The sequence below is a fragment of the Brevundimonas diminuta genome (assembly GCF_050310045.1).
Taxonomy (GTDB): domain Bacteria; phylum Pseudomonadota; class Alphaproteobacteria; order Caulobacterales; family Caulobacteraceae; genus Brevundimonas; species Brevundimonas diminuta_F.
Genome location: NZ_CP190005.1, coordinates 3,182,588 through 3,201,388, shown reverse-complemented (window position 1 = coordinate 3,201,388; position 18,801 = coordinate 3,182,588). Strand labels below are relative to the sequence as shown.

The window sequence follows — 18,801 nt, the reverse complement described above, 5'->3', positions numbered from 1 at the left end:
GCCCGAGGATGACGGCGAGTATAGGTCGAAGGGCTGACGCCGCGTCCCGTTGGTGCTAGAGGCCCCGCCATCTCCCCTGCCCCAGCTGTAAACGGACGCCGCCCATGCCCGCCGCTCCCGACTTTCCGCCCGCACCGGACGCCATCAAACCCGTCCGCGCGCTGATTTCTCTTTCAGACAAGGCGGGGCTGGAAGACGCCGCGCGCACCCTGGCGGGGCTGGGCGTCGAACTGGTCTCGACCGGCGGCACCAAGGCGGCGATCGCGGGCTTCGGCCTGCCGGTCAAGGACGTGGCCGATCTGACCGGATTCCCGGAAATGATGGACGGCCGGGTCAAGACCCTGCACCCCGTCGTCCACGGCGGCCTGCTGGGCGTGCGCAACGCCCCGGCCCACGCCGCCGCCATGACCGAGCACAATATCGGTCCGATCGATATTGTCTGGATCGACCTCTATCCGTTCGAGAAAACCGTGGAATCCGGCGGCGGCTTTGAAGCGGCCATCGAGAACATCGACATCGGCGGCCCGGCCATGATCCGTTCGGGCAGCAAGAACCACGGCCACGTCGCCGTCGCCGTCGACGCGGAAAGCATCGGCCTGATCGTCGAGGCGCTGAAGGCCGACGGTTCGACCACCCTCGCCTTGCGCAAACAGCTGGCCGCCCGCGCCTTCGCCCGCACCGCCGCCTATGACGCCGCTGTGTCCGGCTGGTTCGCTGCTCAACTGGAAGACGCCGCCCCGGCCCGCAAGTCGATCGCCGGTTCACTGGCCCAGACCCTGCGCTATGGCGAGAATCCGCACCAGACCGGCGCCTTCTATCGCACCGGCGAGCGCCGTCCGGGCGTGGCCTACGCCGAACAGGTACAGGGCAAGGAACTGGGCTACAACAACATCGCCGACGCCGATGCCGCCTATGAGCTGGTGGCCGAGTTCGAGCCCCCGGCCTGCGTCATCGTGAAGCACGCCAACCCCTGCGGCGTGGCTGTCGGCAAGGATCTGTCGGAAGCCTACGCCCGGGCGCTGGAATGCGATGCGGTGTCGGCCTTCGGCGGCGTGATCGCCGTCAACCGTCCGCTGAACGGTGAAGACGCACGCGCCATCACCGGCATCTTCACTGAAGTCGTCATCGCGCCGGGCGCTGACGACGAAGCCAAGGCCGTCTTCGCCGCCAAGAAGAACCTGCGCCTGCTGATCACTGACGGCCTGCCCGATCCGCACGGCGCGGGCGAGGTCTTCCGCTCAGTCGCGGGCGGCTTCCTGGTCCAGTCGCGCGACCGCTCGCTGATCAAGCCGTCGGACCTGAAGATCGTCACGCGCCGCCAGCCGACGCCGACCGAGATCCAGGACATGCTGTTCGCCTTCACCGTGGCCAAGCACGTCAAATCCAACGCCATCGTCTACGCCAAGGACGGCCAGACGGCGGGCATCGGCGCCGGACAGATGAACCGTCGCGACAGCGCCCGCATCGCCGCCATCCGCGCCAAGGAAGCCGGTGAAGCCAAGGGTCTGGCCCACTCGCTGGCCGAGGGTTCGGCCTGCGCGTCCGAAGCCTTCTTCCCCTTCGCCGACGGCCTGCTGGAAGCCGTCGCCGCCGGGGCCACGGCGGTGATCCAGCCGGGCGGATCGATCCGTGACGAGGAAGTCATCGCCGCCGCCGACGAACGCGGCATCGCCATGGCCTTCACGGGCGTCCGCGTGTTCCGGCACTAGGCTGAAAGAGCGCTAACGGGAGCCGCGCGGCGGCTCGCTGCTTGAGCTGCTTTTTTGGACGCTAACGCGAGCCGCGCGGCGGCTCGCTGCTTGAGCGCTAAATACAGGAAGGGGCGCAGCCGAAACCGGCCGCGCCCCTTTTCTTTGGCCAAAGGCCTGTCCTCAGTCCTCAATGACCTCGTGCGTCGCGGCGCGGCCCAGACGCCAGTAGCCGGCGACCTTCATCCATTTCTGGTTGAACGCGCGGGCGCTCAGCAAAGCCGCGCGCATCGAGCGAGCGACCGAGGCTTCGCAGGCGACCCAGACATAGGCGTCCGCCGGGTCGATCCGTTTCGCCGCCGCCACAGCCGCCTCCGTCAGCGCCTCGGGACGGCCGCGCGGACCGCCGTTGCGATGCACCCAGACGATTTCGACATCGGCGGGACTGGACATGTCCAGTTCGCCGCCCGCGTCGTTCACCTCGATACAGGCGATGGCGCGCGCCTTTTCCGGCAGTTCCTCCAGACGGCGGGCGATGGCGGGGATCGCCGCCTCGTCGCCGATCAGCAGATGCTCGGAAAAACTGGTCGGCACCAGAAGGGAGCCGCGCGGACCGCCCAGCCCCAGTTCGTCGCCGGGGCGGGCGTCCTCGGCCCACGCCGTCGCCGGGCCGCCGTGGCCGACCGCGAAGTCAATGGTCAGTCGCTTATTGGCGACGTCGAAGACGCGCGGCGTGTAGTCGCGCGCCACCGGACGCGGCTCGGGGAAGACCGGCCCGTCCGGCCCCATGTCGGGAAGGACCACCGGCTTGCCGCGCGGGACCGGGAAGATCTTCACATGGTCGTCGAAGCCGGGGCTGAAGAAGCCCTCCAGTTCATCGCCCGTCAGGACGATCCGCTTCAGGACCGGCGTCAGGTCATGAACGCTCTCAACGCGGGCGCGGCGGAATTTCAACTCGTGCCGCACGCGGCGCGGTTGTCGTAAAAGGGCTGGGCTCATGCCTGTCTCACCTTTTCAGCTGCGGCTTCAATCAGATCGGCGATGGCCTCGACCTGGGCCTCGCTGAGGGGCGGCTCCTGGGTCAGACGGTCGTGGGTCGCGGTGCGGAAGGCCTCTATGGCCTTGGCGATGCGGGCCGGTCGATCGGCGCGGCCGCGCAGGGCCTTCATCTTGCGCTCGGCGTGGATCAGAGCCTCGGCGTTCTCGACCAACAGGCGGCGGCCTTCCTCGGTGATGGCGTACCGCTTCTTGCCGCCATCGGCGACGGCGCTGAGGGCGCCCATGTCTTCCAGCAGCGTCAGGCTGGGATAGATGACGCCGGGGCTGGGCGTATAGGCGCCGCCCATGCGCGCCTCGATAGCCTTGATCAGTTCATAGCCGTGGGCGGGCTTGTCCGCGATCAGCGACAGCAGCACCCAACGCAGGGCGCCGTGCTCGAACATCCGGCCGCCGCCGCCGCGACGGCCGTGGCCTTCGCCGCGCATCCGGCCCTCGCCCATCCGACGGCCCTCATGGCGCATCGAACGACCCTGTTCGCCATGGCCGAAGCCGAAAACGCGCCCAAATCCATGGCCCGAACCGTGACCACGCTTTCCGATCCCCTTGGATCCTCTCATGTCATGTCTCTCTTCGATATATCTAACTCGCAAACAGATATATCGATATGACGAAGCCGCAAGCCCCTTTTCCAGAAAAAAACGGCGCCCTAGGTTGCGAGCATGGACACCATCGCCGCCCGCTGGGCCCGGTTGCAGCCTCATGTGCAGATTGTCGGCCCCGATGACGACCGCCCGCGCCCGACCGTGCTGCTGTTCCACGGCTGCGGCGGATTGCGCAGCCATCTGCCGCGTTACGCCGAGGCAGCGAAGGCGGCCGGATGGCGCGCCGCCATCGTCGATTCCTATGGCCCGCGCGGTTGGGGTCGGGCTTTCACCCTGACCACCGTCTGCACAGGTCTGGTCTTCCGGGGATATGAGCGGGCGGGCGATGTTCTGGCGGCCATTCACGGGCTGTCGCAGCGACCCGATGTCGACGCCTCGCAACTGGCGCTGGCGGGCTGGAGCCACGGCGGCTGGGCCATCATGGAGATGATGAGCGAAACGCCTGCGCCCCGTCGCATGGGGGTCGCCGATCCAGCTACGGTCGACCTGTCAGGCGTGAAGGCGGTCTTTCTGGCCTATGCCTATATCGGGCCGTGGGCCTTCAACCGGATGAAGCCATGGCGGCTTCATCCGCGCGTCTTCGCCCTGACGGCCAGGCGCGACCACCTGACCACCGTCCGCAACGCCGAACGGGTCAACACCATGATCCGCGAGTGCGGCTCAGAGGTCGAAAGCTGGATCGCCGACGGCACCCACGCTTTTGACGAACCGACCAACAATGGCCCGATGCGCCACGACCCGGTCCTGACCGATGAGGCGCTACGCCGGTTCCAGGCCTGGCTGGAGGCGACCGGCGCAGCCCAGGGCGCGTCCTAGCGCGGCTCGATCTTCACTTCGGCGCGGATCGAGTTGGCGATGTAGCAGATGTCATGGGCGCGGTGGTGCAGGTCCGCGATGGCCGCCGCGTCCGGCAGTTTGTCGCCGGACCATGTGATGGCCGGGCGCAGGATGATTTCGGTGATCGAAACCTTGCCGCGCTCGTCCTTGCTCATCAAGCCCTCAGCTTCATCTCGATAGGAATCGACGATGAAACCGTCCTTGCGGGCATAGGCCAGGAAGAACAGCATGTGGCAGCTGGACAGGGCGGCGACCAGAGCCTCTTCCGGGTCAACCGCGGCGGGATCTGACATGGGCTCCGGCACGCCCGATGGCGCCGAAGACCCGCGCACGACAGCGCCCCCGTCAAAGCGCCAGTCATGGCCTCGGCTGTATTTGTTGTCGCTGAAGGGCTGATCGCCCCGGCTCCATTCAACGACGGCGACGTGCTGGCTCATGACAGGCTCCAAAAATGAGGACCAAGATGAACACCTACTCGCCCCTCGTCATGGAACAAGCCTCAACACTCCGGCCAAATACATTGGCGTCAGGATAAATTGTCCGACCAATGAAAAAGGCCGGCGGATCGCTCCGCCGGCCTTCATTCTAGTTGGTCTAAAGCGCTTTCGCGCTGCTTGAGACCTCTTACTTTTCGTCGCCGCGCGCCAGGTTGCGCAGGACGTAGGGCATGACGCCGCCGGCCTTGAAGTAGTCCAGCTCCGTCTGGTTATCGATGCGGCAGCGGACCGGGAAGCGGGCCATCTTGCCGTCCGACGGGCGGAACATCTCGACCCACAGGTCCTGACGCGGCTTCAGCTTGCCGACGTTGGCGTCGGTCAGGCCACGGATGGTGACGATCTCTTCGCCGGTCAGGCCCAGCTTCTGCCAGCCGTCTTCCTTGAACTGCAGCGGGACGACGCCCATGCCGACCAGGTTCGAGCGGTGGATGCGCTCATAGCTTTCGGCGATGACGGCGCGCACGCCCAGCAGGCGGGTGCCCTTGGCCGCCCAGTCGCGCGACGAGCCGGTGCCGTATTCCTTGCCGGCGAAGACGACCAGCGGACGGCCTTCCGACTGGTAACGCATGGCCGCGTCGTAGATCGACATCGTCTCTTCCGAGGGGAAGTGCTTGGTGACGCCGCCCTCGATGTCGGGGGTGATGCGGTTGCGGATGCGGATGTTGGCGAAGGTGCCGCGCATCATGATTTCGTGGTTGCCGCGGCGGGCGCCGTAGCTGTTGAAGTCCAGGGCGTCGACGCCGTGGTTGGTCAGGTACTGACCAGCGGGCGAGGCCTTCTTGATCGAACCGGCCGGGCTGATGTGGTCGGTGGTGATCGAGTCGCCGAAGATGCCCAGGATGCGCGCCTCGACGATGTCCGTGACCGGAGCGGGCTCCATGGTCAGGCCCTCGAAGTAGGGCGGGTTCTGGACGTAGGTGGAGGTGTCCTCCCACTCATAGGTCTGACCGCCGGTGACGGCGATCGCCTGCCAGTGCTCGTCGCCCTTGAAGACGTCGGCGTAGCGCTTGGCGAACATCTTGGGCGTGACCGACTTCTTCTGGATGGCGGCGATCTCCTGCGAGGTCGGCCACACGTCCTTCAGGAAGACGTCATTGCCCTTCTTGTCCTTGCCGATCGGCTCCTTGGTGATGTCGATGCGCATCGAACCGGCCAGGGCGTAGGCCACCACCAGCGGCGGCGAGGCCAGGTAGTTGGCCTGGACGTCCGGGTTCACCCGGCCTTCGAAGTTGCGGTTGCCCGACAGCACCGAGGTGGCGACCAGGGCGTTGTCGTTGATGGCCTTGGACACGGCCGGATCCAGCGGACCCGAGTTGCCGATGCAGGTGGTGCAGCCGTAGCCGACCAGGTTGAAGCCCAGGGCGTCCAGATCCTTCTGCAGACCGGCGTCGGTCAGATAGTCGGTGACGACTTGCGAGCCGGGGGCCAGCGAGGTCTTGACCCAGGGCTTGGGCTTCAGGCCCAGGGCGTGAGCCTTGCGGGCCACCAGACCGGCGGCGATCAGGACCGACGGGTTGGAGGTGTTGGTGCACGAGGTGATGGCAGCGATCACCACGTCGCCGTCGCCGATGTCGAAGTCTTCGCCTTCCACGGCGAAGCGCGGGGCGTCGGCGGGGCGGTTGAAGGTGCCGGTCAGGTGGCCTTCGAACTCAGGCGCCGCGGTGGTCAGTTCAACGCGGTCCTGCGGACGCTTCGGACCAGCCAGCGACGGCACGACCGTCGAGATGTCCAGCTCCAGAACGTCGGTGAAGATCGGGTCTTCGGACTTTTCGTCGATCCACAGGCCCTGCGCCTTGGCGTAGGCCTCGACCAGTGCGACGCGCGGCTTTTCACGGCCGGTGGCGGTCAGATAGTCGATGGTGGCCTGCGACACGGGGAAGAAGCCGCAGGTGGCGCCGTATTCCGGGGCCATGTTGGCGATGGTGGCCTGGTCCTCGATGGTCATGCCGGCGATGGCGGGACCGAAGAATTCCACGAACTTGCCGACTACGCCCTTCTTGCGCAGCATCTGGGTGACGGTCAGCACCAGGTCGGTGGCCGTCGCGCCTTCCGGCAGCTTGCCCGTCAGCTTGAAGCCGATGACTTCAGGGATCAGCATCGGGATCGGCTGGCCCAGCATGGCGGCCTCGGCCTCGATGCCGCCGACGCCCCAGCCCAGAACGGCCAGGCCGTTGATCATGGTGGTGTGGCTGTCGGTGCCGACGACGGTGTCGGGATAGGCGACGGTCTTGCGGCCTTCCTCGGCGGTCCAGACAGTCTGTGCCAGGTTCTCAAGGTTCACCTGGTGGCAGATGCCGGTGCCGGGCGGCACGACGCGGAAGTTGTTGAAGGCTGAGGAGCCCCAGCGCAGGAAGTTGTAGCGCTCGATGTTGCGCTCATACTCGCGCTCGACGTTCTGGCCGAACGCCTTGGAGTCGCCGAAGTGGTCGACCATGACCGAGTGGTCGATGACCAGATCGACCGGGACCAGCGGGTTGATCTTCTTGGCGTCGGCGCCGAGCTTGTCCATGGCGTCGCGCATGGCGGCCAGGTCGACGACGGCCGGAACGCCGGTGAAGTCCTGCATCAGCACGCGGGCCGGGCGGAAGGCGATCTCGTGCTCGACGGCGCCCTTGTTCTCGATCCAGGCGGCGACGGCCTTCAGGTCGGCTTCGGTGACGGAGACGCCGTCTTCGTTACGCAGCAGGTTCTCGAGAAGCACCTTCATCGAGCGCGGCAGACGGGAAATCCCGGCCAGACCGGCTTCCTCGGCGGCGGGAAGGCTGTAATAGGCGTATTTCTTGCGCCCGACCGCGAGGTCCTGGCGGGTCTTGAGGCTGTCAATCGACGGCATGGAGAGTAGTCCTCTGACAAACGCCGCCCGACAATTCGGTTGCGCCTTCGCGCGCTGGACGTCGGGGCGCACAGGTCCCCGGCGCGCGCGGCGAAAGCCTGCTGCGGCGAAAGCGCATATAGTCCCGCGCGCGAGGGCCGTCCATGTATCCACACCCCTGACGTGGACATTGAGAGAGACTCGCAAATGTTGACCCGTCTGGAGATCGCGGCCTTAAGCCTGTCGCGCGGCGAACGGCGGCTGTTCAGCGGCCTGTCCTTCGCCCTGTCTGCGGGCGAGGCGGCGGCCTTGACCGGGGCCAACGGGGCGGGCAAGACCAGCCTGCTGCGCGCGGTGGCGGGCTTTATCCGGCCCGATGCGGGGACGATTGTTTTTCGTGGAGCCGATGGCGCGATGGAGGCCGAGACGGCGCGGCGTTCGGCGCTTCACCTGCTGGGCCACCACGAGGGTCTGAAGCCCCAGCGGACGGCGCGGCAGGAACTGGGCTTTCAGGTTGAATGGCTGAGCGGATCGACTGCGACGATGGACGCCGCCGTCGCCCAGCTGAAGCTGGCGCCCCTGCTGGATCTGGAGACGCGCAAGCTGTCGGCGGGGCAGAGACGGCGGCTGTCGCTGGCCCGTCTGGTCGCCGCCCCGCGCGCCCTGTGGCTGCTGGATGAGCCGCTGGCCCCGCTGGACGAGACGTGGCGCAGCGTCGCCGCCGAACTGATGGCCGAGCATCTGGCGGGCGGAGGCATGATCCTGGCCGCTGTTCACGACCCCCTGCCCGTCCCGGCGCGACCGCTGAATCTGGGAGACGTGAGATGAAGGCCGTCCGCGCCCTGTTCGCGCGCGAACTGTCGCTGGCCTGGGGCGGCGGCGGCGGGCCGTTGCTGGCCTGTGGTTTCCTGTTGTGCCTGACCGCCATCCTGCCGCTGGCGGCGGGAGGCGATCCGCGCGTTCTGGCCCCGGCCGCCTCGGGCGCCAGCTGGATGGCGCTGGCGCTGGCCTCCCTGCTGTCGCTGGAGCGGATGTTCGAGCGCGATCTGGAGGACGGGGCGCTGGATCTGCTGGCGACCGGGCCTCTGCCGCTGGAAGCTGTGGTGGGCGTCAAGGCGCTGGCGCAATGGCTGGCGACGGGCCTGCCGCTGGCGATCGCCGCGCCCGTTGCGGCCCTGGCGCTAGGCCAGCCGACGGAGCTGATCATGCTGACAGGCGCATCGGCGGCGCTGGGCGGGCTGGGGTTCGCCTTCACCGGCGCGCTGGGCGCGGCGCTGGCGCTGGGCGCGCGGCGCGGCGGCCTGCTGATCGCCGTGGTGGTGCTGCCGCTGTTCATCCCGCCGGTGGTGTTCGGAGCGGGCGCCCTGACCCGCGCCGCCAGCGGTCAGAGTCCGGCCTCGGCGCTGGCCCTGCTGGGCGCCTATGTCCTGTTCGCCCTGGTGATCGCGCCGATCGCAGGGGCGGCGGCGGTTCGGAACGCGCAGGGCTAGCGCGGCTTCAGCGTCACATACAGCGCCCCGTCGCCGCCGTGGCGCTGGTGGGCCGACGCGAAGCCCGACACGACGCCGCGCAGGTGCGGCCCGGTCAGCCATTCATGGACCGAGGCGCGGATGATCCCGCCGCCCCGCCTGCCCTGTCCTGTGATGACCAGCACCGAACGCAGGCCGCGCATCTGGCAGCCGATCAGGAAGCCGCGTAGCTGATCCTCGGCCTCGAACCGGCCGAAGCCGTGCAGGTCGATGCGCGCCTCGATCGGATCGCGCTCGCGCGACAGGCGGCGCTGGCGGCGCGGCTCCAGTTCCCCCGGCGCAGACCGGGGTCTCAGCGCGGCGGTTTTCGATGTCGGAGAGTTTGTCGCCCGTCCGGCTGAGGCGGGCGTCAGGGCGGCGTCGCGTTTCTTGCCCGCCACGCCGCGCGGGGGCGGGGCGGCCATCGGCGACGGCTCATCGAGTGAGGGAAGGACGGCGCCGGGCGTCACCCGCGCGGCCTTGCGGTGGACGGGCGGCGTCACGGTCGACGTCACCCGGCGCCAGATGCGCGTGTCGTCTTCGCTGGTCGCAGATGCGGCTTTCGGCGGCCCCTTGCCCGCGGGGGAGCGGGCCACCCTCAACCCTCGTCGTCGAAGGCGGCCGCAGGGCCGGGCTCATGCGCCAGCAGGTCGCCGGGCTGGCAGTCCAGCTCGCGACACAGGGCGTCCAGGGTCGAGAAACGCACGGCGCGCGCCTTGCCGGTCTTGAGGATCGACAGATTGGCGACGGTCACGCCGACGCGATCGGCGAGTTCCGTCAGCGACATGCGCCGCTGGGCGAGAATACGGTCAAGTTGGACGCGGATGGCCATGGCGAATGCTTTAGCGTGTCCCGATCAGATCGTCAGTTCGGATTCGCGACGAAGGCGCGCGCCCTCGCGGAACACCTCGGCCAGGACGAAGACGACCAGTACTGAGAAAACGGGGGTGAGCAGGTCGCTGATCCCCTGCGGCTCCATGACGCCGGGCGCCAGACGTGAGGCGACCAGCCCCTGCATGATCCAGACCCCGCCCGTGACCACGGCCAGGATGAGGCCGATCTGGCGCAGGCGGCGCACATTGTCCGGTTGGAACGGATCGCCCAGCGTCAGCGTGCGGAATATCTTGCGCAGATAACGCAGGATGATCAGGAAGCCGCCGAAATAGGCGCTCAAGGCGCCCAGGCCGAACAGCAGCAGCGGGCGCGTCAACGGCATCTCGCGGCCGCTCGCGCCATCGGACACGGTGACGTTCAGATTGTCGACGGGAATGAAGATCGACGCGACCCACAGGGCCAGCAGCAGACCGGTCAGCAGGATCATCAGCACATAGGCGACGTCCAGGGCGATCTTCAGAATGCTGGCGACCGAGCCGGGACCGATGGTCCGCAGGTTGGGCGCGCGCAGAGAGCGCGAACTCGGCTTCCCGGCGGATTTCATGTTCGGGAAGCGGATCATGCGGGGCGTCTCAGGCCGGAGGATGAGGCGCCGTCGCCGCGGCGGGTCCGGCCGACCCGCGCACGGCTCTATTCTTTCCGGCGTTCATGGCGATCGTCAAAGCCCCCTCCGACTTTGAGCGATCAGAGGCTCTGGATGACCAGGGCGACGGCCGCGGCGGGCAGGGCGGCCAGCAGGAAGGCGTTGCCCAGGCTGTGGGTCAGACGGTCCAGGAAGTTGGTGGTGCGCATCGCTTGCATGTTGCTATCTCCATCAATGCACATTTTTTGTGCATTCTTGCTGCGCCGCTGGATCATTGTTGCAAGATGTTTCTTGCAATTGAACGGTGCGGCCCTTCGTTCTTGAAAATGAAGATAGGTCGTGCGCTGAGAAATGCCAACTTACATATCGTTTAACGATGTTACCATTTCGCAATGGACCGGACAGGACTAAGGTCGCGCCATGAATCTCAAGCTGATCAAGGGGATGCGGCTCGTCGCCGCCACCCATAATCCGGGCAAGGCGCGCGAGATCGAGGCGCTGCTGGATGGACATTACCGGATCGTCACGGCCGGAGAGCTGAATCTGCCCGAGCCGGAAGAGACGGAAAGCACCTTCGCCGGCAACGCCATGTTGAAGGCGCGCCATGCGGCGCAGGCCTCTGGCGAGGTCGCCCTGGCCGATGATTCCGGCCTGTCGGTCGCCGCGCTTGACGGTGCGCCCGGCATTTTCTCGGCGCGCTGGGCCGGGCCGGACAAGGACTTCGCCCTGGCCATGCAGAAGGTCGAGGAGCGGTTGCAGGAAACCGGTTCGCGCGATCGCTCGGCCTGGTTCACCTCGGCTCTGGCGGTCGCCTGGCCGGACGGCCCCTGCGTGGTGGTCGAGGGCCGGGTCGACGGCCAGCTGGTCTTCCCCCCGCGCGGCGACGGCGGTCATGGCTATGACCCGGTCTTCCAGCCTGAAGGCTCCGACAAGACCTTCGCCGAGATGGACGCCGCTGAAAAAGACGCCATCAGCCACCGCGGCCGCGCCTTTGACCGCCTGAGGGCGGCGCTGATTGACTGAGACGCGCGCCCCTTCACCCGTCGACCGGCTGATGGGCGGCGACGAGCCCGCTTCCATCGCCCTCTATGTTCACTGGCCCTACTGCGCCCGCATATGCCCCTATTGCGACTTCAACGTCGTGCGCGACCGGGGCCGCAGCGCGCAGCAGGCCCTGCTGGTTGATGCGATCCTGGCCGATCTTGAGGCGCAGTCTGCTCTGACGGGTCCGCGCCGTCTGGCCTCCATCTTCTTCGGCGGCGGCACGCCCTCCCTGATGGCGCCCGAGGCCGTGGCGGCGGTCATCGCCCGCGCCAAGGCGCTGTTCCCGCCGCGCTGCGACATCGAAATCACCCTCGAGGCCAATCCGACCGACGCCGAGGCGGGGCGCTACGCCGCCCTGGCCGACGCCGGGATCAACCGCCTGTCGATGGGGGTGCAGTCCTTCGACGACTCGGCGCTGAAGTTCCTGGGCCGCGACCACTCCGCCGCAGAGGCGCGCCGGGCCATCGATCTGGCGGCCCGCGCTTTTCCGCGCCTGTCGATCGATCTGATCTACGCCCGCCCCGGCCAGAGCGTCGCCGACTGGCAGGCCGAACTGACCGCCGCCCTCGACCTCGGCTTCGAGCACGTCTCGCCCTACCAATTGACCATAGAAGGCACGACCGCCTTCGGTCGCGCGGTGGCGCGCGGCGCCTGGACTCCACCGGACGAGGATCTGGCCGCCGCCCTCTACGAAGCCACGCAGGACACGCTGGAGGCGGCCGGGTTCGAGGCCTATGAGGTGTCCAACCACGCCCGGGACATCGCAGCCCGCTCCAGCCACAACCTGCACGTCTGGCGCGGCGGCGATTATCTGGGTCTGGGCCCGGGCGCCCACGGCCGCATCACCCTGCCCCGAGGCCGCACCGCCACCGTCGCCGCCCGCCGCATTGACGACTACATCGCCGGCGTCGCCGCCGGATCACCGTGGGCGGAGCATGATCTTCTCAGCCCCACGGACGCCGACGAGGAACATGTCCTGCTGGGTCTGCGCACGGTCGAGGGCGTTCCCCTGCTGCTCCTTCAGCGTCTTGGCCTGTCAACGGCGAACGGTCCGCTGGCTGATCTGATGGAAGGCGGTTTTGTCCACCTGACCGACGGCCGCATTGCCGCCACGGCAACGGGCCGCCCTGTGCTGGACGCCGTCCTCAAGGCCTTGCTGACCTGAAATAAAGGGAAAATGGTGCCGCTTAGGTGACTCGAACACCTGACCCCCTCATTACGAATGAGGTGCTCTACCAGCTGAGCTAAAGCGGCCCCGGCGTCGTTCGCGTGTTGAGGCGCGAGCGAGCGAGGAGGGCTCTTTATACGGGAGCGGCAGGCTTGCCAAGAGCCGATAGCATCGACGGTTCGTCCGGAGCCGCGACGATGCGGATTTCCGTGAAATCGAAGGCGCGCAGGGGTGTGGCGGCGGCTTCGGAGATGCAGATGGCGGCGCGGCCGGATGCGGCGGCGCGGGGCAGGTTGGCCGCCAGGGCGCGCGCGGCGCGGGGCGAGTGGAGCATGACGGCGTCGAAATTTTCGGGCGCGGGTGCGAGCGTCTCGAAGGCGGCGTAGACGGGAAGGCGCTGGACCGGGCGGTCGGGCAGCAGGGCGGGCAGGTCGCCCGCTGGTTCGCGTGCGCCGGGGGCGAGCAGGGGGCCGGCCGGGGCTTCGGACGCGATCAGGCGGGCCAGGGCGTGGATGTCGCCGGAGGCCGAGCGGACGTCGGCGAAGCCTGCCGCGCGGGCGGCCTCGGCCGTGGCGTCGCCGACTGCGAAGACGGGGTGGTCGCGGAAGCGCGGGATCAGGGGGGCGAAGGCCTCGACGCCGTTGGGGCTGGTCAGGGCGAGGGCAGCGACGGCGTCGGGCGAAGGCGCGGCGTCGAGGGCGCTGGGCAGGGGCGCCAGCGTCAACAGGGGCGCGACGAGCGGGGTGAAGCCCAGCGCCGCCAGCCGGTCCGCCGTGCGGGCGGCGCCCGGCTCGGCGCGCGTGACCCAGACGCGACGGATCGGAGTCATGGCCCTAGAGCGCGATCTTCTGGTCGCCGGCGACGGCATGAATTTGACCGCCGAGGTCGAGGCCGAGGGCGCGGGCGGTGGCGGCATCGGCGTCTGCGGGGATGTCGCCTGAGCGGGTCCAGCGGCCCGACCCGTCAGGACTGAGCATTTCGGTGCTGAGATGCAGGCGGCCGTCCGCGATGTGGGCGTAGGCGCCGATGGCGGTGCGGCAGGAGCCTTCCAGCGCGGCCATGGCGCCGCGCTCGGCGGCGACGGCGAGCGCGGTGGGGGCGTGGTTCAGGGCGCGGGTCCAGGCGGCGTTCACGTCGCCCTCTCGCGTCTGCAGGGCCAGGGCGCCCTGGCCCGGCGCAGGCAGGAAGGCGTCCAGCGGCAGGCGCTGGCGGATGACCTCACCCAAGCCCAGGCGGTTGAGGCCCGAACAGGCCAGCAGGATGGCGTCGAAGTCGCCGTCGCGCAGCCGCTTCAGCCGGGTGTCGACGTTGCCGCGCAGCATCTCGATGTTCAGGTCGGGGCGCAGGGCCAGCGCCTGCGCCTGACGACGCAGGGAGGCGGTGCCGAAGCGGGCGCCCTGCGGCAGGTCGGCGAAGGTCGCGTAACGGTCGCTGATGAAGGCGTCGCGGGGGTCTTCACGCTCGGGCACGGCGGCGATGGCCAGGCCGGGGGGCTGTTCGGCGGGGACGTCCTTCATCGAGTGGACGGCGACGTCGACGCGGCCGTCCAGCAGGGCCTCCTCGATCTCCTTGGTGAACAGGGCCTTGCCGCCGACCTCCAGCAGGCGGCGGTCCTGGATGCGGTCGCCGGTAGTGACGATCTCGACCAGAGGAACAAGGGTTTCGACCTCGGCCTCGGGCACGCCCAGGGCGCGGCCGATGGCGCGCTGCATCATGCCGGACTGGGCCAGAGCCAGGCGCGAACGCCGGGTGCCGATGCGCAGAAGGGGTTCAGTCAAGTCGGGTCGCCGTTGCGAAAGAGGGGGCGGGTCGCTAACTCCGCCCAATGAAGATGGACGCGGACTATAGCAGGGCGACGGACGGGGCAACCGGAGCGACCCTGACCGTGCTGGGCCTGGAGACCAGCTGCGACGAGACCGCCGCCTCGGTGGTGCGGCTGTCGGCGGCGGGCGCGCAGGTGCTGTCTAGTGTCATTCACAGCCAGATCGACGACCATGCGGCCTATGGCGGCGTCGTGCCGGAAATCGCCGCCCGCAGCCATGTGGAGATGATCGACGGCGTGACGCGCCGGGCCATGAGCGAGGCCGGGCTGGACTGGAGCGCGCTGGACGGCGTGGCGGCGACGGCGGGGCCGGGTCTGGTCGGCGGGGTCATGGTGGGTCTGTCCTACGGCAAGGCGGCGGCGCTGGCGCGGGGGCTGCCGCTGATCGCGGTCAACCATCTGGAAGGCCATGCGGTGTCGGCGCGGCTGGGGGCGGAGACGACCTATCCCTTCCTGCTGCTGCTGGTGTCGGGCGGGCATTGCCAGCTGCTGGAGGTGCGCGGCATCGGCGACATGAGCCGTCTGGGCACGACCATCGACGACGCGGCGGGTGAGGCTTTCGACAAGATCGCCAAGGCCATGGGGCTGGGCTATCCGGGCGGCCCGGCGCTGGAGAAGCTGGCGGTGTCGGGCGACGGGTCGCGCTTTGAGCTGCCGCGGGCGCTGCTGGGACGTAAGGACTGCGACTTCTCCTTCTCAGGGCTGAAGACGGCGGCGTCGCGACTGGCCCAGACCTGCGAGACGGAACAGGATCGCGCCGATCTGGCCGATGCGGTGCAAAAAGCGATCGCGCGCCAGCTGGCCGAACGCACTGAACGGGCGATGAAGGATTACGCCGAGGCGCATGAACATCGCCTGTTCGTGGTGGCGGGCGGCGTGGCGGCGAACAAGACGATCCGGCGCACGCTGGAGGATCTGGCGACCAAGCACGGCTTCGCCTTTCTGGCGCCGCCGATGGCCTATTGCACCGACAATGCGGCGATGATCGCCCTGGCGGGGGCCGAGCGGCTGGAAAAAGGCATGACCTCCGACATCGATGTCGCCGCCCGACCACGATGGCCACTGGACGAGGCGCGCGCGAACGTCGATCCTGTTCACAAGAAAACGGGCCGCAAGGGCGCCAAGGCTTGAACGGCCTGACGCTCGGCGGGGGTCGGGGGACCGGAGAAGACATGGAATTTCATACGGCAGGCGTAATCGGCGGCGGGGCCTGGGGCACGGCCCTGGCGCAGAGCGCGGCGGCGGCAGGGCTGGCTGTGGTGCTGCAGGCGCGCGAGGCCGAGGTGGTCGAGAGCATCCGCACGCGCCGGGTCAATGAGGCCTTCCTACCGGGGATCGAGCTGGATTCAGCCATCAACGTCACATCCGATCTGGCGGATCTGGCGGACTGCGATCTGATTCTGGCCGTGCCGCCCGCCCAGCATATGCGAGCGACGCTGAGCGCCTTTGCGCCCTACGCGCGGCCGGGGCTGCCGATCATCCTGTGCTCCAAGGGGATTGAGCGCGGCTCTCTGAAGCTGATGACCGACGTGCTGGCCGAGACGATTCCGTCGGCGACGGCCGCCGTGCTGTCAGGCCCCAGCTTCGCCGCAGAGGTGGCGCGCGGCCTGCCCAGCGCCGTGACGCTGGCCTGCGCCGATACGGCGATGGCCGAGGCCCTGGCGGGCGCCCTGTCGGGGCCGGTCTTCCGGCCGTACTACGCCGACGACCTGATCGGGGCTGAGACGGGCGGGTCGCTGAAGAATGTTTTGGCCATCGCCTGCGGCATCGTGGAGGGCCGTGAACTGGGCCGCAGCGCCCACGCCGCCGTCATCACCCGCGGCTATGCCGAGATCGTGCGCGTGGCGACAGCGCTGGGCGGCAAGGCCGAGACGGTGGCGGGGCTGTGCGGCGTCGGCGATCTGGTGCTGACCTGCTCCAGCCCGCAGTCGCGCAACATGAGCCTGGGTCTGGCGCTGGGGCAGGGCCTCAGCGTTGAACAGGCGCTGGAGGGCAAGCGCTCGGTGGCCGAGGGCTATGAGAGCGCGCCCGCCGTGCGCGAACTGACCCGCAAGCTGGGCGTCGACGCCCCGATCTGCGAGGCGACGGCGGCGGTTCTGGCCGGAGAGATGACGGTGGACGAGGCGATCGAAAGCCTGCTTAGCCGCCCGTTGAAGCCCGAGCGCGAATAGTGACCGAAGAGGTTCCGGCGGCCGAAACGCAGGAGCGCAAGCGGGTCTGGAAGACGCCGCCGAACGTGGCCCTGTGTCTGGAGGCGGACATCGCTGATCCCGGCTCGCGCGGCTTTGTGCTGCAGATCGGCGAGGCCTTCTTCCACGGTTTCGTGGTGAAAAAGGACGGTCAGGTCGCGGGCTGGGTGGATCGCTGTCCGCACGCGGGCTTCCCCATCGCGGTGGAGCTGGATCGCTATCTGACGCCGGACGGGTCGCTGATTTTGTGCGGATGGCACGGGGCGGCGTTCGAGCCCCTGTCGGGCGCCTGCGTCGCCGGCCCCTGCGCGGGCGGCAAGCTGACGCCCTGGCCGGTCGAGGCGCGGGACGGGGTTATTCGGACGGCGTGAGGCGGAGTCGTCCCGCCCTCCAACGCCTCCGTCATCCTCGGGCTTGACCCGAGGATCCAGGGGCTTCGCGCGACGGGCGGCAGTTTGAAATGCCTTCGCCGCCACTCTAAACGCAGCAGAGCCGAAAGCTGGATCCTCGGGTCAAGCCCGAGGATGACGGCGAAAAATTAAGACTCGACCGGCGACGCCTCGCCTATTCCTTCGCGACCAGCTTGGGATCCTTGGTGAAGGCGTCGTCGACTTCGGCTTCGGTGATCCGTTTGGACGGGTCGCCCGGCTGGTTAAGGTTCTGTTCCTCGGTGCCGTCGCCCATCATGCCGGGATGGGGGTCTTTGGGGTCCTTGTCGGCCATGACCGGCCTCCTCTGCATCCAGTGACGCAAAAGCAATCCGGCGAAGCGGCGGGTGTTCCATCACGCCCGCGCGAGGCGGCCTGAGTCGTGTTCAGCGTTTCAGGCGACGGGCGTTGGCTGTGGCCTTGGCGTGGACCGGCGCCATGGCCTGCCCCTGCGCCTTCAGGGCGGCGCCGTAGAAGGACCAGCCGTCGCGCATCGCCCGGCTCCAGGCGCCCATGGCCCAGTCTGTCTGGGCGGCGGCGAAGGCGAAGGGGGTGTCGGCGCGGGCCAGTCTGGCCATGCAGTCGGCGGCCTCGGCCCCCTCGCGCGCGGCCATGCGGCCCGCCCGCTGGCTCAGATCCATGGCTCCGGCGAAAGCCGCCCCGGCCGAGGCCGTCATGGCCTCGACCTTTTCGGCGCCCATCCGGCCCAGCTCGGCGTGGTCGGCGCGCAGCGGATTGGCCATCGCCTCGCCCATGATGCCCAGCCGCCGCGTGATGACGGCGGCCGAGGCCTCGGCCAGTTCCTGACCGGCCTGGGCGTTGCGCAGGGCGTTGCGGGCGGTCTTCTGCATGGGGCTCATGACGCGACCCTGAGCCTGTTTCAGGCGACCGGCAAGACTTCCTGTGCGAAGTCGGTCAGATCGCGGATCAGGGCCGGGACGGCGGCGTCGATGATGCGCTGGCCCTTTTCCGGGGTCGCCTGCGCCGGATCCGAGCCGATGCGGCCGTCGGGGAAGCGGGCGCGATAATCGTTGGCGTCGCGGATCGGACCGAAGGGGGCGATCTTCGGCTCATAGTCGGCGGTCTTGATGCGGTCGGGATAGCCCGCCTGCGTCACCGCAATCTCGGACGGGGTGGCGTGGCTGCCGTGGCCGGTCGGGAAGATGTCCTCGCACAGCTTCTGCACGCCGGGGAGGTCCCACCAGTTGCGCAGTTTCAGCACGAAGGGCGGGCGCTCGGCCCACGGCTCGGGCGTGAAGGACCATTCGGCGTAGATTTCAGCGAAGGCGGCCTCGATGGTGGCGACGTTGCCGCCGTGGCCGTTCAGGAAATAGATGCGCTCGAAGCCGTGGCGCGTCAGCGACGACACCCAGTCTGCGATCGCCGCCATGAAGGTCGACGGGCGCAGGGTGATGGTGCCGGGAAACGCCAGATGGTGCTGGGCCATGCCGATGTTGAAGGTCGGCGTGACGATCAGGCTGTCGTCGCCCTTTTCGGCGGCGTGGGCGATGATCTCGGGGCACAGCCAGTCGGTGCCCAGCAGGCCCGTCGGGCCGTGTTGCTCGTTCGAACCGATCGGCACGATCACCGTCTTGGACAGCAGGGCGCCGGACTTCAGGCGCTCATCGATCTCGGGCCAGGACGATAGGTGGATCAGCATGAAAAAGGCT

Annotated in this window: 21 protein-coding genes and 1 tRNA gene; 9 read left to right on the top strand and 13 right to left on the bottom strand. The window is 68.5% G+C overall.

What is annotated here, in order from left to right:
- Window positions 1-104 precede the first annotated feature (104 nt).
- Window positions 105-1,709: a bifunctional phosphoribosylaminoimidazolecarboxamide formyltransferase/IMP cyclohydrolase gene (purH, locus tag ACORJG_RS15375; protein WP_427790402.1), complete on the top strand. Its 1,605-nt coding sequence runs from the start codon at window positions 105-107 to the stop codon at window positions 1,707-1,709.
- A gap of 162 nt (window positions 1,710-1,871) precedes the next feature.
- On the opposite strand, the gene ACORJG_RS15370 is transcribed toward purH, so the two are convergent.
- Together ACORJG_RS15370 and ACORJG_RS15365 are read right to left on the bottom strand one after the other, a co-directional pair.
- Window positions 1,872-2,687 carry a siderophore-interacting protein gene (locus ACORJG_RS15370; protein ID WP_427790400.1) on the bottom strand — a complete coding sequence of 272 codons (816 nt, stop codon included), beginning with the start codon at window positions 2,685-2,687 and terminating at the stop codon, window positions 1,872-1,874.
- Entirely contained in the window at window positions 2,684-3,304 is a 621-nt protein-coding gene (locus tag ACORJG_RS15365; RefSeq protein ID WP_427790398.1) for a PadR family transcriptional regulator, read from the bottom strand. Before ACORJG_RS15365 ends, ACORJG_RS15370 begins: the two co-directional genes overlap by 4 nt.
- Window positions 3,305-3,406: 102 nt before the next feature.
- Between ACORJG_RS15365 and ACORJG_RS15360 the strand changes: the two genes are divergently transcribed.
- Entirely contained in the window at window positions 3,407-4,165 is a 759-nt protein-coding gene (locus tag ACORJG_RS15360; RefSeq protein ID WP_427790396.1) for a dienelactone hydrolase family protein, read from the top strand.
- On the opposite strand, the gene ACORJG_RS15355 is transcribed toward ACORJG_RS15360, so the two are convergent.
- Both ACORJG_RS15355 and acnA read right to left on the bottom strand, forming a co-directional pair.
- Complete coding sequence (locus ACORJG_RS15355) at window positions 4,162-4,623, bottom strand: OsmC family protein (protein WP_427790394.1); 462 nt, start codon at window positions 4,621-4,623, stop codon at window positions 4,162-4,164. The genes ACORJG_RS15360 and ACORJG_RS15355 overlap by 4 nt on opposite strands.
- Window positions 4,624-4,810: 187 nt before the next feature.
- On the bottom strand, window positions 4,811-7,516 hold the full coding sequence (gene acnA / locus ACORJG_RS15350; RefSeq protein ID WP_427790392.1) for an aconitate hydratase AcnA: 2,706 nt from the start codon (window positions 7,514-7,516) through the stop codon (window positions 4,811-4,813).
- 186 nt (window positions 7,517-7,702) lie between these two features.
- Between acnA and ccmA the strand changes: the two genes are divergently transcribed.
- Window positions 7,703-8,323 carry a heme ABC exporter ATP-binding protein CcmA gene (ccmA, locus tag ACORJG_RS15345; protein WP_427790390.1) on the top strand — a complete coding sequence of 207 codons (621 nt, stop codon included), beginning with the start codon at window positions 7,703-7,705 and terminating at the stop codon, window positions 8,321-8,323.
- Window positions 8,320-8,985, top strand: a complete 666-nt coding sequence (gene ccmB, locus ACORJG_RS15340) for a heme exporter protein CcmB (protein ID WP_427790388.1) — start codon at window positions 8,320-8,322, stop codon at window positions 8,983-8,985. Before ccmA ends, ccmB begins: the two co-directional genes overlap by 4 nt.
- Here the strand turns inward: ccmB and ACORJG_RS15335 are convergent.
- The 3 genes from ACORJG_RS15335 to ACORJG_RS15325 are packed head-to-tail and all read right to left on the bottom strand — an operon-like array spanning window position 8,982 to window position 10,459.
- Window positions 8,982-9,599, bottom strand: a complete 618-nt coding sequence (locus ACORJG_RS15335) for a Smr/MutS family protein (RefSeq protein WP_427790386.1) — start codon at window positions 9,597-9,599, stop codon at window positions 8,982-8,984. The genes ccmB and ACORJG_RS15335 overlap by 4 nt on opposite strands.
- A gap of 2 nt (window positions 9,600-9,601) precedes the next feature.
- Window positions 9,602-9,835 (bottom strand): helix-turn-helix domain-containing protein, encoded by a 234-nt coding sequence (locus ACORJG_RS15330; RefSeq protein ID WP_427790384.1) that lies wholly within the window; start codon window positions 9,833-9,835, stop codon window positions 9,602-9,604.
- Between the two features lie 24 nt (window positions 9,836-9,859).
- Entirely contained in the window at window positions 9,860-10,459 is a 600-nt protein-coding gene (locus ACORJG_RS15325; protein ID WP_427790382.1) for a DUF2975 domain-containing protein, read from the bottom strand.
- A 441-nt stretch (window positions 10,460-10,900) separates the two neighbouring features.
- On the opposite strand from ACORJG_RS15325, the gene rdgB reads away from it, so the two are divergent.
- A complete protein-coding gene (gene rdgB, locus ACORJG_RS15320; protein WP_427790380.1) occupies window positions 10,901-11,503 on the top strand; it encodes an RdgB/HAM1 family non-canonical purine NTP pyrophosphatase in 603 nt (200 codons plus the stop codon).
- A gap of 31 nt (window positions 11,504-11,534) precedes the next feature.
- Window positions 11,535-12,689: a radical SAM family heme chaperone HemW gene (hemW, locus tag ACORJG_RS15315; RefSeq protein WP_427793078.1), complete on the top strand. Its 1,155-nt coding sequence runs from the start codon at window positions 11,535-11,537 to the stop codon at window positions 12,687-12,689.
- Window positions 12,690-12,702: 13 nt separating this feature from the next.
- Here the strand turns inward: hemW and ACORJG_RS15310 are convergent.
- From ACORJG_RS15310 to hemC, 3 genes are all read right to left on the bottom strand, one after another.
- Window positions 12,703-12,778 (bottom strand) — tRNA-Thr (locus ACORJG_RS15310).
- Between the two features lie 47 nt (window positions 12,779-12,825).
- The gene (locus ACORJG_RS15305; protein ID WP_427790378.1) at window positions 12,826-13,521 is read right to left on the bottom strand and encodes a uroporphyrinogen-III synthase; all 696 of its coding nucleotides are present in this window, start codon (window positions 13,519-13,521) and stop codon (window positions 12,826-12,828) included.
- A gap of 4 nt (window positions 13,522-13,525) precedes the next feature.
- Window positions 13,526-14,470 carry a hydroxymethylbilane synthase gene (gene hemC, locus ACORJG_RS15300; protein ID WP_427790376.1) on the bottom strand — a complete coding sequence of 315 codons (945 nt, stop codon included), beginning with the start codon at window positions 14,468-14,470 and terminating at the stop codon, window positions 13,526-13,528.
- A gap of 47 nt (window positions 14,471-14,517) precedes the next feature.
- Here hemC and tsaD point away from each other — a divergent pair, with 47 nt between their 5' ends.
- Genes tsaD through ACORJG_RS15285 form a run of 3 tightly spaced genes read left to right on the top strand, consistent with a single transcriptional unit; the run spans window position 14,518 to window position 17,074 of the window.
- The gene (gene tsaD / locus ACORJG_RS15295; RefSeq protein ID WP_427790374.1) at window positions 14,518-15,645 is read left to right on the top strand and encodes a tRNA (adenosine(37)-N6)-threonylcarbamoyltransferase complex transferase subunit TsaD; all 1,128 of its coding nucleotides are present in this window, start codon (window positions 14,518-14,520) and stop codon (window positions 15,643-15,645) included.
- A gap of 41 nt (window positions 15,646-15,686) precedes the next feature.
- Window positions 15,687-16,685, top strand: coding sequence for an NAD(P)H-dependent glycerol-3-phosphate dehydrogenase (locus ACORJG_RS15290; protein WP_427790372.1), 999 nt, complete (start codon window positions 15,687-15,689; stop codon window positions 16,683-16,685).
- The gene (locus tag ACORJG_RS15285; RefSeq protein WP_427790370.1) at window positions 16,685-17,074 is read left to right on the top strand and encodes a Rieske (2Fe-2S) protein; all 390 of its coding nucleotides are present in this window, start codon (window positions 16,685-16,687) and stop codon (window positions 17,072-17,074) included. The genes ACORJG_RS15290 and ACORJG_RS15285 overlap by 1 nt, the downstream gene beginning before the upstream one ends.
- Window positions 17,075-17,267: 193 nt before the next feature.
- Here the strand turns inward: ACORJG_RS15285 and ACORJG_RS15280 are convergent, their stop codons facing one another.
- The 3 genes from ACORJG_RS15280 to ACORJG_RS15270 form a co-directional block, all read right to left on the bottom strand.
- A complete protein-coding gene (locus ACORJG_RS15280; protein ID WP_427790368.1) occupies window positions 17,268-17,426 on the bottom strand; it encodes a hypothetical protein in 159 nt (52 codons plus the stop codon).
- Window positions 17,427-17,517: 91 nt separating this feature from the next.
- The gene (locus tag ACORJG_RS15275) at window positions 17,518-17,991 is read right to left on the bottom strand and encodes a phasin family protein (RefSeq protein ID WP_427790366.1); all 474 of its coding nucleotides are present in this window, start codon (window positions 17,989-17,991) and stop codon (window positions 17,518-17,520) included.
- Between the two features lie 20 nt (window positions 17,992-18,011).
- Window positions 18,012-18,791, bottom strand: a complete 780-nt coding sequence (locus ACORJG_RS15270; protein WP_427790364.1) for a creatininase family protein — start codon at window positions 18,789-18,791, stop codon at window positions 18,012-18,014.
- Window positions 18,792-18,801: the final 10 nt, after the last annotated feature.